General features: G+C 71.3%; 14 protein-coding genes. 6 read left to right on the top strand and 8 right to left on the bottom strand.

Annotated elements, in window-relative coordinates; genetic code table 11:
- The first annotated feature begins 149 nt into the window (after positions 1 to 149).
- The 3 genes from ACWFRU_RS26715 (at position 150) to ACWFRU_RS26725 (ending at position 3,432) form a co-directional block, all read left to right on the top strand.
- Positions 150 to 1,196 (top strand): PP2C family protein-serine/threonine phosphatase, encoded by a 1,047-nt coding sequence (locus tag ACWFRU_RS26715; protein WP_453690740.1) that lies wholly within the window; start codon positions 150 to 152, stop codon positions 1,194 to 1,196.
- 267 nt (positions 1,197 to 1,463) lie between these two features.
- On the top strand, positions 1,464 to 2,813 hold the full coding sequence (locus ACWFRU_RS26720) for a transcriptional regulator (RefSeq protein WP_363210924.1): 1,350 nt from the start codon (positions 1,464 to 1,466) through the stop codon (positions 2,811 to 2,813).
- 76 nt (positions 2,814 to 2,889) lie between these two features.
- Positions 2,890 to 3,432 carry an NUDIX domain-containing protein gene (locus tag ACWFRU_RS26725; protein ID WP_160503895.1) on the top strand — a complete coding sequence of 181 codons (543 nt, stop codon included), beginning with the start codon at positions 2,890 to 2,892 and terminating at the stop codon, positions 3,430 to 3,432.
- Here the strand turns inward: ACWFRU_RS26725 and ACWFRU_RS26730 are convergent.
- Both ACWFRU_RS26730 and ACWFRU_RS26735 read right to left on the bottom strand, forming a co-directional pair.
- Entirely contained in the window at positions 3,429 to 3,686 is a 258-nt protein-coding gene (locus ACWFRU_RS26730) for a hypothetical protein (protein ID WP_363210926.1), read from the bottom strand. The two genes, ACWFRU_RS26725 and ACWFRU_RS26730, sit on opposite strands and share 4 nt — an antisense overlap.
- 200 nt (positions 3,687 to 3,886) lie before the next feature.
- Positions 3,887 to 4,747, bottom strand: coding sequence for a 3-hydroxybutyryl-CoA dehydrogenase (locus ACWFRU_RS26735; protein WP_363210927.1), 861 nt, complete (start codon positions 4,745 to 4,747; stop codon positions 3,887 to 3,889).
- 179 nt (positions 4,748 to 4,926) lie between these two features.
- Between ACWFRU_RS26735 and ACWFRU_RS26740 the strand changes: the two genes are divergently transcribed.
- Positions 4,927 to 6,159 (top strand): glycoside hydrolase family 10 protein, encoded by a 1,233-nt coding sequence (locus tag ACWFRU_RS26740; protein ID WP_453690690.1) that lies wholly within the window; start codon positions 4,927 to 4,929, stop codon positions 6,157 to 6,159.
- A 48-nt stretch (positions 6,160 to 6,207) separates the two neighbouring features.
- Here the strand turns inward: ACWFRU_RS26740 and ACWFRU_RS26745 are convergent, their stop codons facing one another.
- Both ACWFRU_RS26745 and ACWFRU_RS26750 read right to left on the bottom strand, forming a co-directional pair.
- Positions 6,208 to 6,402: a DUF1918 domain-containing protein gene (locus tag ACWFRU_RS26745; protein ID WP_363210929.1), complete on the bottom strand. Its 195-nt coding sequence runs from the start codon at positions 6,400 to 6,402 to the stop codon at positions 6,208 to 6,210.
- A gap of 102 nt (positions 6,403 to 6,504) precedes the next feature.
- Complete coding sequence (locus ACWFRU_RS26750; RefSeq protein ID WP_453690691.1) at positions 6,505 to 7,434, bottom strand: DMT family transporter; 930 nt, start codon at positions 7,432 to 7,434, stop codon at positions 6,505 to 6,507.
- Between ACWFRU_RS26750 and ACWFRU_RS26755 the strand changes: the two genes are divergently transcribed.
- Positions 7,433 to 8,878: an aminotransferase-like domain-containing protein gene (locus ACWFRU_RS26755; protein WP_453690692.1), complete on the top strand. Its 1,446-nt coding sequence runs from the start codon at positions 7,433 to 7,435 to the stop codon at positions 8,876 to 8,878. The two genes, ACWFRU_RS26750 and ACWFRU_RS26755, sit on opposite strands and share 2 nt — an antisense overlap.
- A gap of 87 nt (positions 8,879 to 8,965) precedes the next feature.
- Here ACWFRU_RS26755 and ACWFRU_RS26760 read toward each other — a convergent pair whose 3' ends face one another.
- The 3 genes from ACWFRU_RS26760 to ACWFRU_RS26770 all read right to left on the bottom strand — a co-directional run bounded on the left by ACWFRU_RS26760 (position 8,966) and on the right by ACWFRU_RS26770 (position 11,116).
- Complete coding sequence (locus ACWFRU_RS26760; protein WP_453690741.1) at positions 8,966 to 9,430, bottom strand: DUF6314 family protein; 465 nt, start codon at positions 9,428 to 9,430, stop codon at positions 8,966 to 8,968.
- 119 nt (positions 9,431 to 9,549) lie between these two features.
- A complete protein-coding gene (locus tag ACWFRU_RS26765) occupies positions 9,550 to 10,536 on the bottom strand; it encodes an aldo/keto reductase (protein WP_453690693.1) in 987 nt (328 codons plus the stop codon).
- A 106-nt stretch (positions 10,537 to 10,642) separates the two neighbouring features.
- Positions 10,643 to 11,116 carry a VOC family protein gene (locus tag ACWFRU_RS26770; RefSeq protein ID WP_453690694.1) on the bottom strand — a complete coding sequence of 158 codons (474 nt, stop codon included), beginning with the start codon at positions 11,114 to 11,116 and terminating at the stop codon, positions 10,643 to 10,645.
- A 167-nt stretch (positions 11,117 to 11,283) separates the two neighbouring features.
- Here ACWFRU_RS26770 and ACWFRU_RS26775 point away from each other — a divergent pair, with 167 nt between their 5' ends.
- The gene (locus tag ACWFRU_RS26775; RefSeq protein WP_453690695.1) at positions 11,284 to 11,661 is read left to right on the top strand and encodes a hypothetical protein; all 378 of its coding nucleotides are present in this window, start codon (positions 11,284 to 11,286) and stop codon (positions 11,659 to 11,661) included.
- On the opposite strand, the gene ACWFRU_RS26780 is transcribed toward ACWFRU_RS26775, so the two are convergent.
- Complete coding sequence (locus ACWFRU_RS26780) at positions 11,655 to 12,488, bottom strand: MerR family transcriptional regulator (RefSeq protein ID WP_453690742.1); 834 nt, start codon at positions 12,486 to 12,488, stop codon at positions 11,655 to 11,657. The genes ACWFRU_RS26775 and ACWFRU_RS26780 overlap by 7 nt on opposite strands.
- Positions 12,489 to 12,617: the final 129 nt, after the last annotated feature.

A 12,617-nucleotide genomic window follows, 5' to 3' on the forward strand; every position in this document is an offset into this window, starting at 1 on the left:
GCCTTGATCTGTACGGCCTGCGCGGTCCGCACGCTGAACAGGGCCGTAGGGGGGCCGTCGGCATGATCCGTATCAGGGCTGGAGATCCCCGCCGGGCGTTGCTCCGGGCGAGGAGCCGGGCCAGGCTCCGGGTGAAGGCCGGGACGCGGGTGTCCCGGGTGGAGCCGCCACGCGTCCGGCGCGTCCTCACGCTCGGTCTTCCCACGGCGTGGGGCGCGGCCGCCATCACGTACAAACTCGTCTGCCCGCTCGCCCAGCAGGACGGCCTGGGGGCCCGGATCGTCACCAGCGCGGTCTTCTTCGCGGTCGGCACCGGTCTGATATTGCAGGTCCGCGGCGCTCTGCTGCGGGAGCTGCGCCAGCTCCGGGAGATCGCGGGCGCCGCACAGAACGTCCTGCTCCGCCCGCTGCCGCCGCGCGTCGAGGGCCTCACGGTCGCGGCAGGACGGGTCTCCGCGTCCCGCGGCGCCTCCGTCGGCGGGGATCTGTACGAGGTGATGGCCACCGATCATGGCGTGCGGGTGGTCATGGGCGATGTGCGCGGGCACGGCCTGCCCGCCGTCGGCACGGCCGCCGCGGTGCTCGGCAGCTTCCGCGAGGCGGCGCACGAGGAGCCCGAACTGCCTCATGTGCTGCGGAAGTTGGAGCGTTCCCTGGAGCGGCATCTACGGGAGCGGTCGCGGGCCGAGCATCCGGCCAACGGCGCTCCGGTGCCGGAGAGTCCACCGGCCGAGGAGTTCGTCACCGTCCTGCTGATGGAGATCGGCCCCGAAGGCGAGCTGACCGCGCTCAACTGCGGTCATCCCTGGCCGTACCGCCTGAGCGGGCACGCCGAGCCGGTCTCCGACGGGGACCCGCTGCCGCCGCTCGGCCCCTTCCCGCTCCCCGCCGAACTGCCCCTGCTGCACTGCGGGCCGCTCCTGCCGGGGGAGGCGCTCGCCCTGCACACGGACGGCATGGAGGACGCGCGGGACGCGGCCGGCCGTTTCTTCCCGCTCCAGGCGGCGCTCACCGAAGCGGTGCGGGTCCCGCCGGTCGCACCCCAGTCGGTGATCCGTGCGGTGTACGCCCAACTCGCGCGCCACGCGGGGCGGTTGCCCACCGACGACGCCGCGCTGCTGGTCCTGCGGAACGACCGCCGACGGGTGCCGGTCCAGCAGGGGGAGACGGTGCGTCGGCAAAGCACCATGACGTGACGCACCGTCAACCTCCACCGGCCTTGCGCCGCCCGGTCCCGCCTGTAGGTGTCGGGCAGACGGCGGGGCGGGCGGCGCCGGTGTGGGCCGCCGTACTTTTCGAGGGGGAGCCGGCGGCCCGGCCGGCCTCCTTGTGAGGAATCTCAGTCAAGCGTGACGGGAGTGGCGACGGCAGAGCGCACACCCCCCGGATTCGGGCGTTCCGTTCACACCCCGTGTGAAGTCACCTCTACTACGCTGGCCACACCGAGCCACCGGAGGGCCTCCATGCAGCCCAATACCCTGCTCGACGCGATCCTCGACGAGGCGGGAATCTCCCACGCGGGCCTGGCTGCCCACGTCAATCAGGCGGGGAAGAGGCGAGGCCTCGCCCTGCGGTACGAACACACCGCCGTGTCACGGTGGCTGAAGGGCCAGCGCCCACGAGGCCAGGTGCCCGACCTGATCTGCGAGGTACTGGCGGGGCGGCTCCAGCGCACCGTCACCCTCGACGACATCGGCCTCGGCGTGCCGGGGCTGCCGGCCGTCGGGCACCACTCCATGGCCTCGACGCTCTCCGGGTTCGTGGAGCGGGCCACGGCCCTGTGGCGCTCGGACGAACAGCAGCGCCCGCACCTCCTCGGCGCACCCGCGGTCACGGGAACCCCCGCGGTGATGCCGGTCTGGGAGTGGGAGAACCCGCCCGAGGACGTGGACGTCTCACGGGGTGGCAGGCATCCGGTGAGCACGGCCGACATCGACATGATGCGCGCGGCCCGCGCCCACTACGAGCAGATGTACCGCAAGACCGGCGGCATCGCGACCCGCACCCGCATCGTCGGTTTCCTCAACGCCGAGGCCGCGCCGCTGCTGCGCGGCAGCTACACGGACGAGACGGGGCGCCAACTGCACAGATCCACCGGCGGGTTGGTGGCCATCGCGGGGATCTGCGCCTACGACTCGGACGCGCACGGCCTGGCCCAGCGCTACTTCCACCAGGCCCTGCGCCTGGCGAAGGCCAGCGGCGACAGGGGCCTTGGCGCCTACGTCATCGCGCTGCTAGTCAACCAGTCGCTGTTCATGCGCGAGTACCGCCAGGCGGTGGCCTTCGCGGAGGCCGCGCTGCGCGCCGCGGGGCGCGAGCTGACCCCGGCCCTGGCCTCCGATCTCTACGCCATGCAGGCCAAGTCGTACGCACACCTGGGCGATGGCAGCAGCGCGCTGTCGTGCATCCGGCGTGCGGAGGTCGCGGCGGATCGCATCCGGCGCGGACGTGAGCCGGACGAAACCGGCTATGTCCAGCCCGGACTCGTCAACGTACAAGTGGCGGAGGCGCTGCTCAGCCTCGGAGACCTCTCGGGGGCGTACGAACACGCGGCCGCGGCGGTGGACACTCCGGCACATGACAGGGGCCGGGTCCACCGGCTCGCCATGCTCAGCCAGATCGAACTGCGCCAGGGGAACACCGACGAGGCAGTGGCCACGGCGGTGGAAATGGCAGAACAGGCACGGGGGATGGAGTCCCAACGGCTGCGCGACCGCCTCCGGGCCGTGCGGGAACATCTGGTGCGCAGTGACTGCGCGGGCACGGCCGAGGCAGCCGAACTCATCGACGGGGCGTTGCGCGTACCCCTGTGACGTGCACCGCCCGGCACTGCTCTGAACACCCTCCTGCTGCGATATTGCCATCTACTCGGCGGAAGGTGGCAGAACCGTGCAGTGGACGAAACAAAGCGAACAAACTGTGTATGGAAATCGATGGTTCACGGTCAATTTGGCAGACGTGGAGCTGCCCGACGGCCGGCACCTCGATCACTTCCTGATACGGCTGCGGCCCGTCGCCGTGGCCACCGTGGTCAATGAGGCCAACGAGGTGCTGCTGCTCTGGCGGCACCGCTTCATCACCGACAGCTGGGGCTGGGAACTCGCGGCCGGCGTCGTCGAGGACGGGGAGGATCTCGCGTACGCGGCCGCCCGGGAAATGGAGGAGGAGACCGGCTGGCGGCCGGGCCCGTTACGACACCTGATGAGTGTCGAGCCGTCCAATGGGCTCACCGATGCAAGGCACCACATCTACTGGTCCGACGAGTGCACCTACATCGGTCATCCCGAGGACGACTTCGAGTCCGACCGCCGTGAATGGGTCCCACTCAAACTCGTCCCTGACATGGTGGCCCGCGGAGAAGTACCCGCCGCCAACATGGCGGCGGCACTACTCCTCCTGCACCACCTGCGTCTGGGCCAGGACGCGCACTAACGGCCGATGGCCTGCCAGATCGCCACGGCGAGCGCGCCGACCGCCGTCAGGGCGAGCAGGGCGGGCAGCGGCCATCGAGTGTGCTCGAGTGCGGTGATCCTTACGGTCAATTCATCCTGGTTCTTGACGCTTTGTTCGTCATGTTGGGTGAGCAACGCCAGCTCTCCGTCGACGCGGGTCAGCCCCACGTCCAAGCTGCGGCGTAACTCGGCGAGTTCGTGCGGGACCACGCGATGCTCGGGGTCGGCGGTCACTGGTCCGCTCCTCTCTGTAGCTGTCGATCCCCCTGCTACGCACGGAAAAGTGAACCTGCCTGGTGGCCGGGACGGGAGAGTGTGCGAAGGGCATATGCGAGCCCATGGCGCACACGGTGTGTGAACGCCGCGGGCCCGGCACTCGATCGAGTGCCGGGCCCGCGTGCGGTGCGAAGCGCCGGGTGCAGGTGTGAGCCGCCTCAGCCGTAGGGGTAGAAGCCCGAGCCGGACTTGCGGCCGAGCCTCCCCGCGTCCACCATCCGCTGGAGCAGCGGGGGAGCGGCGTACAGCGGCTCCTTGTACTCGGCGTACATGCTGTCCGCGACCGAGGCGACGGTGTCGAGGCCGATCAGGTCGGCGAGCTTGAGCGGACCCATCGGGTGGGCGCAGCCCATCTCCATGCCGTTGTCGATGTCCTCGCGGCTGGCGATGCCCGACTCGAACATCCGGATCGCGGAGAGCAGGTACGGGATGAGCAGGGCGTTCACCACGAAGCCCGAGCGGTCCTGGGCGCGGATCGCGTGCTTGCCGAGCACCTTCTCGACCATGGACTGCGCGCGGCTGATCGTCCCCTCGGACGTCGTGAGCGCGGGGATCAGCTCGACGAGCTGCTGCACCGGTGCCGGGTTGAAGAAGTGGATGCCGATGACCGCGTCCGGGCGGGACGTCGCGACGGCCAGCTTCACCAGCGGGATGGACGAGGTGTTGGAGGCGAGGATCGCGTCCTGCCGGGTCACCACCTGGTCGAGCACCTGGAAGATCTCGGTCTTGACCGCCTCGTTCTCGACGACCGCCTCGATGACGAGGTCGCGGTCGGAGAACTCCCCGAGGTCGGTCGTGAAGCTGAGCCGGGCGAGCGTCTCGTCCCGCTCCTCCTCCGAGATCTTGCCGCGTTCGGCGGCCTTGGAGAGAGAGTTGTAGAGCCGGGTGCGGCCGATCTCCAGGGCCTCGCCGGTGGTCTCCGCGACCATCACATCCAGTCCGGAGCGGGCGCAGACCTCCGCGATCCCGGCGCCCATCTGGCCACAGCCCACTACTCCGACGCGTGCGATGTCGGGCATAGAGTCGGTCACCTCGTGCCTTTCGCTGATCAACGGGCGGGCAGTCCCCCGTACGGTTGCGGTGTCTGCCCCAGCGGTGAACGTTACCGCCGAACCTCCGGTGCATGACGTGCCGGGTCGGGCATGCTGTCCGGTACAAGCAGCGGTTCCGGCGGATATGCAGGCCAGGGGGCGAGCGGATGAGGCGTATGTCACGCCGAGGTTTCACGATTGCGGCAGCCGCGATGGTGGCGGGGCTCACAGCCGCGGGGGACGCGGCCGCCGTGCCCGGGAAGGCCCGCTCGCGCCGTGAGCTGCGGGGCATGTGGCTGGCGACCGTCGCCAACCGTGACTGGCCGTCGAAGCCCGGACTCACGGTGGCCGAGCAGCGCGCCGAACTGATCGGGCACCTCGACACGGCCGTACGGCGTCGGCTGAACGCCGTGATCTTCCAAGTGCGGCCCACCGCCGACGCCTTGTGGCCCTCGCCGTACGAACCGTGGGCGGAGTGCCTCACCGGCGTGCAGGGCAAGCACCCCGGCTGGGACCCGCTGGGCACCGCCGTGGCCGAGGCGCACCGCAGGGGCCTTGAACTGCACGCGTGGTTCAACCCCTTCCGCATCGCCAACCACACGGACCCCTCGCGGCTCGTCCCGACACACCCGGCGCGACTGCACCCCGACTGGGTCGTGCCGTACGGCGGGAAGCTCTACTACAACCCCGGCCTGCCCGAGGTGCGCCGCTTCGTCCAGGACGCGATGCTCGACGCCCTGCGGCACTACGCCATCGACGCGGTGCACTGGGACGACTACTTCTACCCGTACCCGGTCGCCGGGCAGGTCTTCGACGACGACGAAGCCTTCGCGCGCTACGGCGGCGGTTTCCCGGACCGGGCCGCCTGGCGGCGCGACAACATCGACCGCCTGGTGCGGGAGATGGCGACGCGCGTGAAGAAGGTACGCAAGCACGCGCAGTTCGGGATCAGCCCGTTCGGGGTCTGGCGCAACGCCTCGACCGATCCGCTCGGTTCGGACACCCAGGCCGGCGTGCAGACCTACGACAACCTGCACGCCGACACCCGCGGCTGGGTCAAGAAGGGCTGGCTCGACTACATCTGCCCGCAGCTCTACTGGAACATCGGCTTCACCGTGGCGGACTACGGCAAGCTGTTGCCCTGGTGGGCCGATGTCGTCGAGGACACGGGCGTGCGCCTGTACGTGGGGGAGGCCCTCTACAAGGCGGGCGACCCCGCACAGCCCGCCGCCTGGCAGGATCCCGCCGAGCTGTCCCGCCACCTCACGTACGCCAAGGGGTTCCCGCAGGCCCGCGGGCATGTGTACTTCTCGGCGAAGGAAGTGGGCGTGGACAGGATCGGCGCGATGGCGCGCGTGGTGGCCGACCACTACCAAAAGCCGGCCAAGCCACCCCGCTGACGCCGGTCGGGTTTCTCGCCGGATGTTATTCGGGTCTCTCGCCGGACGTTATGAGGCCGGGTCCTGGTGCCGTACGACGGTGTCGGGGCCCGGTGACAGCAGCGTCTCGTGACCGTCGTCGAAGCGGACGCGATACGGCGGGCCGCCGTCCGCGCCGAGCACCTCGACGACCTGTGCGATCCGGTCGTGCTGCCCGACGGTCCTGCCGTGCAGCACCAGCTCGTCGCCTACGGTTGCACGCATCTGGAGCGACCTCCTCGTCCCACCCTGCGGTTGCTTTCCGTGGCCGCAAGTCTACGTCCGGTGGCGGGACCTTGAGCCCCGGCCGTCGGCGGCAGAAGGGCCCTAACCGCGTGCCCGCTGGGTCACCGCGATGCACACGAGGACGGCCGCGGCGGTCAGTGGCGCGGCCGGGGTGAGCTGCTCGCCGAGCAGGAACACCGACCAGACCAGCGTGAGCAGCGGCTGCGCCAGCTGGAGCTGGCTGGCCTTGGGCACGCCGATCGCGGCCATGCCGCAGTACCAGACGACCAGGCCGAGGAACTGCGAGCCGATGGCGGCGTACAGCAGCCCCGCGGTGCTGTGCCCGGTGAGCTGGAAGGGCTCGTGCTGGAGGGCGACGGCGGCCCCGATCGCGGCGAGCGGCAGGCACAGGACCAGTGCCCAGCCGATGACCTGCCAGCCCGGCATCTCGCGGGCGAGACGGCCGCCCTCGGTGTAGCCGGCCGCGCAGATGAGGAGCGAGGCGAAGAGGTAGAGGTCGGCGGTCGACAGGGCGCCGCCGCTCTGCTGGACCGTGAACGCGATCACCGCCGCCGCGCCGGTGAGGGCCGCGGCCCAGAACGTCCGCGAAGGACGTGCCCCGGTGCGCAGCGCCGAGAACACGGCGGTGGTCAGCGGGAGCAGGCCGACGACGACGGCCGCGTGGGCGGTGGTGGAGGTCTGCAGGGCGAGCGTGGTGAGCAGCGGGAAGCCGACGACGACCCCGGCGGCCACGACCGCGAGCCCGGCCCAGTGGCGGCGGGCGGGCAGCGGGACGCGCAGGGCGAGCAGGGCGCCGCCCGCGATGACCGCGCTCAGGACGCAGCGCAGGGCCACGAACGTCCAGGGGCCGATGCCTTCGAGGCCCCAGGCGGTGGACGGGAAGGTGAGCGAGAAGGCGGTGACGCCGAGCGCGGCCATGACGGTGCCGCTGCGGCGTGCGCCGTTCCGGGAGATCGGGGTCGTGGTGACCGCTATCCGGCTTGGGCGAGTAGCGCTATCCTGTGCTGTCATGCACGAGAGTAGCAGTGTCGCTGAGTTGGCCAAACGGTTGCGGGACGAGCTGGACCGCTACTCTCCAGGTGGAAAGCTGCCGTCGAGCCGGGCACTGGTCGACCGGTTCAGGGTGAGCCCGGTGACCGTGTCGCGGGCCCTGGGGCAACTGGCCGCCGAGGGCCTGGTCGTCACCCGGCCCGGCGCCGGAGTCTTCCGCGCCGAACCGCAGGCCGCCGCGGCGCCGGCGGGGGACACCTCCTGGCAGGAGGTGACGCTGAGCGCCGACGCGGCGACGGAGCTGGTGCCGCGCGCGGTGGACGCCTCCGGGGTCCTGGCCACGCTGGCGGCGCCCTCGCACGGCGTCATCGAGTTCAACGGCGGCTATCTGCACCCCTCGCTGCAGCCCGAGCGTGCGATGGCGGCGGCCCTCGCCAGGGCGGGGCGGCGGCCCGGGGCGTGGGGGAGGCCGCCGATCGACGGCCTGCCCGAGCTGCGGGAATGGTTCGCGCGGGGGATCGGCGGCGCGATCACGGCCGCCGAGGTGCTGATCACCGCGGGCGGCCAGAGCGGGCTCACCACGGCGCTGCGGGCGCTCGCCCCGCCGGGCGCGCCCGTCCTGGTCGAGTCGCCGACGTACCCCGGCATGCTGGCCATCGCCCGCGCGGCGGGACTGCGGCCCGTTCCGGTGCCGGTGGACGTGGACGGCGTACGGCCGCACCTGCTCGCCGCGGCGTTCAAGGCCACGGGGGCGAGGGTGTTCGTCTGCCAGCCGCTGTTCCAGAACCCGACGGGGGCGGTGCTGTCCGCCGAGCGCCGCCCGGAGGTGCTGCGGATCGCGCGGGAGGCCGGGGCCTTCGTCATCGAGGACGACTTCGTGCGCCGTCTCGTCCACGAGGACGCGGGGCCGCTGCCGAGGCCCCTGCAGTCCGACGACCCCGACGGGGTCGTCGTGCACGTCTGCTCGCTCACCAAGGCCACCTCGCCGAGCTTCAGGGTGAGCGCGCTCGCCGCGCGCGGACCGGTCCTCGAACGGCTGCGCGCGATCCAGGTCGTCGACCACTTCTTCGTGCCGAGACCGCTTCAGGAGGCGGCGCTCGAACTGGTCGGCTCCCCGGCCTGGCCGCGCCATCTGCGCAACGTGGCTGCCGAGTTGAAGGACCGCAGGGACGCGATGGCCGCCGCCCTGCGCCTCCACCTGCCCGAACTCGCCCTGCCGCACATCCCCGCGGGCGGCTACCTCCTGTGGCTGCGCCTGCCCGACGGCACGGACGAGGCGGCCCTGGCGGGAGCGGCACTGCGCGCGGGCGTCGCGGTGGCCCCCGGCCGCCCCTACTTCGCGGCCGAACCCCCGGCGGCGCACGTGCGGTTGAGCTTCGCCGCGGTCGCGGGGACCGGAGAGATCGCCGAGGGGGTGCGCAGGCTGCGCGGGGCGTGCGACGAGGTGCGGGGGAGCGCCCGCTGAGGCTGCCTGCCGGAGCGGCCGCGAGGCCTGCGCCCATGACCGGCGCACACCACACGCTCCCCACCGGTCACGAGACGCCCACCGCGTCTACCTCGGATCGGCCCGCTCACGACGCTCCTCGGGTTCAGCTCGCGTGTAGGCCGTCGTGAGGATCAGGTCCTTCGCGGGGCCCGCGACGCGCCACCGCATGCGCCAGCGCCGCTCGTCGTACACCTCGAACTCGCCGCGGTAGAGGTCGAGTCCGCACGGGTGGTCGGCGGTGTGGCTGCCGGTGCGCAGGTTCAGGTCGTGGAAGGGACGGCCGTCGGCGAACAGGACGTGCGCGGTGGCCGGGTCGTCCCCCGGCATGAAGCGGAGGGTGCGCTCGGCGGGGCGGGGAGTGCCGCGCCAGGTGAAGGTGCCGGACTCGTGGTGCAGAAGGCCGCCGCCGCCGTCGTCGGACGGGGTGAACACCGTGGTGCCCGAGAAGTGCCCCTCCGCGTTGCCCGCCAGATCCCGCGCCGTCCGTTCCACCCGCCAGGTCCCGGCCAAGTACGCCAGCACGTCCGGCACGCCGTGGAAGGTCTGGAGGCCTCCCACGTGTCGCGTGCCGTCGTGCGCGGCTGCTTCATCCGGAAAGGGCATGACCGCAGGCTACGCGGCCACCGCCCCCGGCCCGCGCCCCGGGATGTCTACTTGTCGACGAAACCGAGACTGTTCTCGTCGTACCGCGTCCCGGCGACCGCATGCGCGGGTGCCGCCGCGTCGATGGCGGCGAGATCCTCGGCGGAGAGCTCGATGGCCAGCGCGCCCAGGTTCTCCGTGAGGTACTTCTCCCGGCGCGTGCCCGGGATCGGCACCACGTCGTCGCCGCGGTGCTGGACCCAGGCGAGGGCGAGCTGCCCGGCGGTGACGCCCTTCTCCTCGGCCAGGGCGTTCAGGGCGGTGACGATGGGCAGGTTGCGCTCCAGGTTCCCGTCGGCGAACCGCGGCTGGTCGCGCCGCATGTCCCCTTCCTGAAGACCGGCGGCCGAGGTGTAGCGCCCGGTCAGGAAACCGCGGCCGAGCGGCGAGAACGGCACGATGCCGACGCCGAGTTCGCGGCAGACCGGCGCGATCTCCGCCTCCAGGTCCCGCGTCCACAGCGACCACTCGCTCTGCAGTGCGGCGATCGGATGCACCGCGTACGCCCGCCGGATCGTCTGCGCGCTCGCCTCGGAGAGCCCGAGGTGACGCACCTTCCCGGCCTCGACGAGCTCGGCCATCGCGCCGACGGTCTCCTCGATCGGCACGTCCTGGTCGACGCGGTGCAGGTAGTACAGGTCGATGTGGTCGACCCCGAGCCGCCGCAGCGAGGCGTCGCACGCCTCTCGTACGTAGGCCGCGTCGCCCCTGATCCGCGTCGGCTCGCCGAGGCGGTTGGCGAAGCCGAACTTGGTGGCGAGGACGGCCTGCTCGCGGCGGCCGGCCAGTGCGCGGCCGATCAGCTCTTCGTTGTGCCCCGCGCCGTAGAAGTCGGACGTGTCGAGCAGGGTGACGCCGAGGTCGAGGGCGCGGTGGAGCGTCGCGATCGACTGCGCGTCGTCCGAGGCGCCGTACGCGTGGCTCATCCCCATGCAGCCGAGCCCCTGCGCCGAGACGGTCAGTGCGCCCAGACGGCGGGTGGGAATGCTGGTCATGCCGGTACCTCCAGGTGGAGCCGTGAGCCCGTGTCGGGCGGACGGCTCCGACCCTAGGAGCTGGAGTCGACTCCAAGTCAAACCATTTGGGCGGGCGTTGGGACGGTCACTTCTGGTCCGCCGCCGCGTACAGCGCCGCCACGTCGATCTTCTTCATGCCGAGCATGGCGGTCATGGCGCGCTGCGCCCGTGCCTCGTCGGGGTCGGAGACGAGCTCGCCCAGGGCGGCGGGGACGACCTGCCAGGAGAGGCCGAACTTGTCCTTGAGCCAGCCGCAGGGGCCTTCCTCGCCGCCCTCGGAGAGCTTCGTCCAGTAGTGATCGACCTCTTTCTGGTCGGCGCACTCGATCGTGAAGGAGACCGCTTCGTTGAAGGTGAACTCGGGACCGCCGTTGAGTGCCAGATAGGGCAGGCCGTCGAGCTCGAAGTCGACGGTCATCACGGTCCCGGCCGGCCGCGGCCCGGCGGCGCCGTAGTGGACGACGTTCGTGATCTTCGAGTTGGGGAAGACCGACACGTAGAACTTGGCGGCGTCCTCGCCCTGCGTGTCGAACCAGAGGGTGGGCGTGATGCGAGGCATGACTCTCTCCTGTCGTCAGCTTTGAACGGCACGGCGTGTGTCTGTCTGTACTGACCCTCGCTCGGGCGTGAACTCATCGCCATTCGCGTGACCGTGAGCGAAAAGCTGTGGCGCCGACGGCCTCCCGGTCTCTGGCGGCGGCCCGCGCGCCGTGAGATCGTCCGCGGGTGACCGACTCTGCCGGCGGGCCGGCGACCTCGACGCGACCGGACGACCGCACCGCGTCCGCCCTGCGCTTCACGACGGAACTCGTCGCGTGGGTGGCCACCCCCTGGGCCCTTGCCGAGTACTCATGGCTGCTGGCGGCCCTGTCCGTGGTGGTCCTGATCGGCCTACCGACGCTGTTCTCGACCCCGGGGGACAAGGCCCATGTGATCATCGCCGTGCCGGGCCCGGTCACGATCCTGCTCGTGCTGCTCCAGCTGGTCGCCGCCGTGGCTTCCTCGTGGGCGGCCTGGCCGGTCTGGGCGGCGGTCCCCGTGATCCTGCTGGCCACCGCCACCCTCGTCACGGAACGCCGCCGCTGGCAATGGCTGTGTCACTGAGCTGACGGGGCGCTCAGCTCGATGGCGCGCTCCATGCAGCGCAGCCGGGCGCGCGAGAAGTCGTACGGCATCTTGCCGATTGCCTCGAAGGCGCTCATCGACGCGTTCTCCTCGCCCGTCAGGTCGGCGTCGTACAGGTCGAAGAGCTCTTCCTCGGCCTCTTCGAGCCCGGCAGCCTCGATGGCCTGCTCCAGGGCCTTCTGGAAGGCGCATCGCCGGACGGCGATCTCCTCGACGCGCGGGTCGTGAGGATCGACGGTGTCGTCCAGCGCCTCCTCGGCTGCGTCGAGGCGGTCGGCTTCGGCCCGTAGCTCGGGGTCGGCCGCGAGCACGATGCACACACTGGCCTGGAGGGCGGAACCCAGCGGGCCGAAGATCCGTTCCGATACCAGCAGGCTGTCCAGGTCGGACTGGCGCAGGGCGTCCGGGGGCAGGTCCCGGAGCCGGCTGGTGACCAGGGGAGAGAGAAGGCCCAGAGGGCTGCCCGCCTCCCGAAGCCGGTGCACGGCCGCGCGCCGGCGCCGGAGGGCGGCTTCCTGGGCAGCCAGCGTCTCTTCAAGGCGCTCCAGGGTCTCGTCGATGGTCCGAGTGCCGTCGAAGGAGGTCCGGATGTCGTCCAGGCCGATGCCGGCGTCCGTCATCTTGCGGATCCACAGCAGGCGGATCATGTCGTCGTACCCGTAGCGGCGTTTTCCGTCCCCGCCCCGTTCGGGCTCCGGCAGCAGACCGATGGCGTGGTAGTGCCGGATGGCTCTGGGCGTGGTTCCGGCGAACGCGGCGGCATCACCGATCCTGACCTGCCGGGGCGTGCTGAGGGGGAAGTCCATGAGGAGCCTTTCGTGCAGTACTTCCTTCACGACAGCACATGACGCCACGGCAGGTGCAAGGTCTCGCAGCACAGGGCCCGCGGCACCTTCGTTGCATAAAAGTGCGGCCCTGCGTATAGTCATGCCATC

This window comes from Streptomyces sp. NPDC055099, assembly GCF_053607685.1.

Bases quoted from the DNA above. Each gene is read 5' to 3' on its own strand.
- ACWFRU_RS26720 (WP_363210924.1), top strand. From the start codon at position 1,464: ATGCAGCCCAATACCCTGCTCGACGCGATCCTCGACGAGGCGGGAATC.
- ACWFRU_RS26735 (WP_363210927.1), bottom strand. From the start codon at position 4,747: ATGCCCGACATCGCACGCGTCGGAGTAGTGGGCTGTGGCCAGATGGGC.
- ACWFRU_RS26740 (WP_453690690.1), top strand. From the start codon at position 4,927: ATGAGGCGTATGTCACGCCGAGGTTTCACGATTGCGGCAGCCGCGATG.
- ACWFRU_RS26745 (WP_363210929.1), bottom strand. From the start codon at position 6,402: ATGCGTGCAACCGTAGGCGACGAGCTGGTGCTGCACGGCAGGACCGTC.
- ACWFRU_RS26755 (WP_453690692.1), top strand. From the start codon at position 7,433: ATGCACGAGAGTAGCAGTGTCGCTGAGTTGGCCAAACGGTTGCGGGAC.
- ACWFRU_RS26750 (WP_453690691.1), bottom strand. From the start codon at position 7,434: ATGACAGCACAGGATAGCGCTACTCGCCCAAGCCGGATAGCGGTCACC.
- ACWFRU_RS26765 (WP_453690693.1), bottom strand. From the start codon at position 10,536: ATGACCAGCATTCCCACCCGCCGTCTGGGCGCACTGACCGTCTCGGCG.
- ACWFRU_RS26770 (WP_453690694.1), bottom strand. From the start codon at position 11,116: ATGCCTCGCATCACGCCCACCCTCTGGTTCGACACGCAGGGCGAGGAC.
- ACWFRU_RS26780 (WP_453690742.1), bottom strand. From the start codon at position 12,488: ATGGACTTCCCCCTCAGCACGCCCCGGCAGGTCAGGATCGGTGATGCC.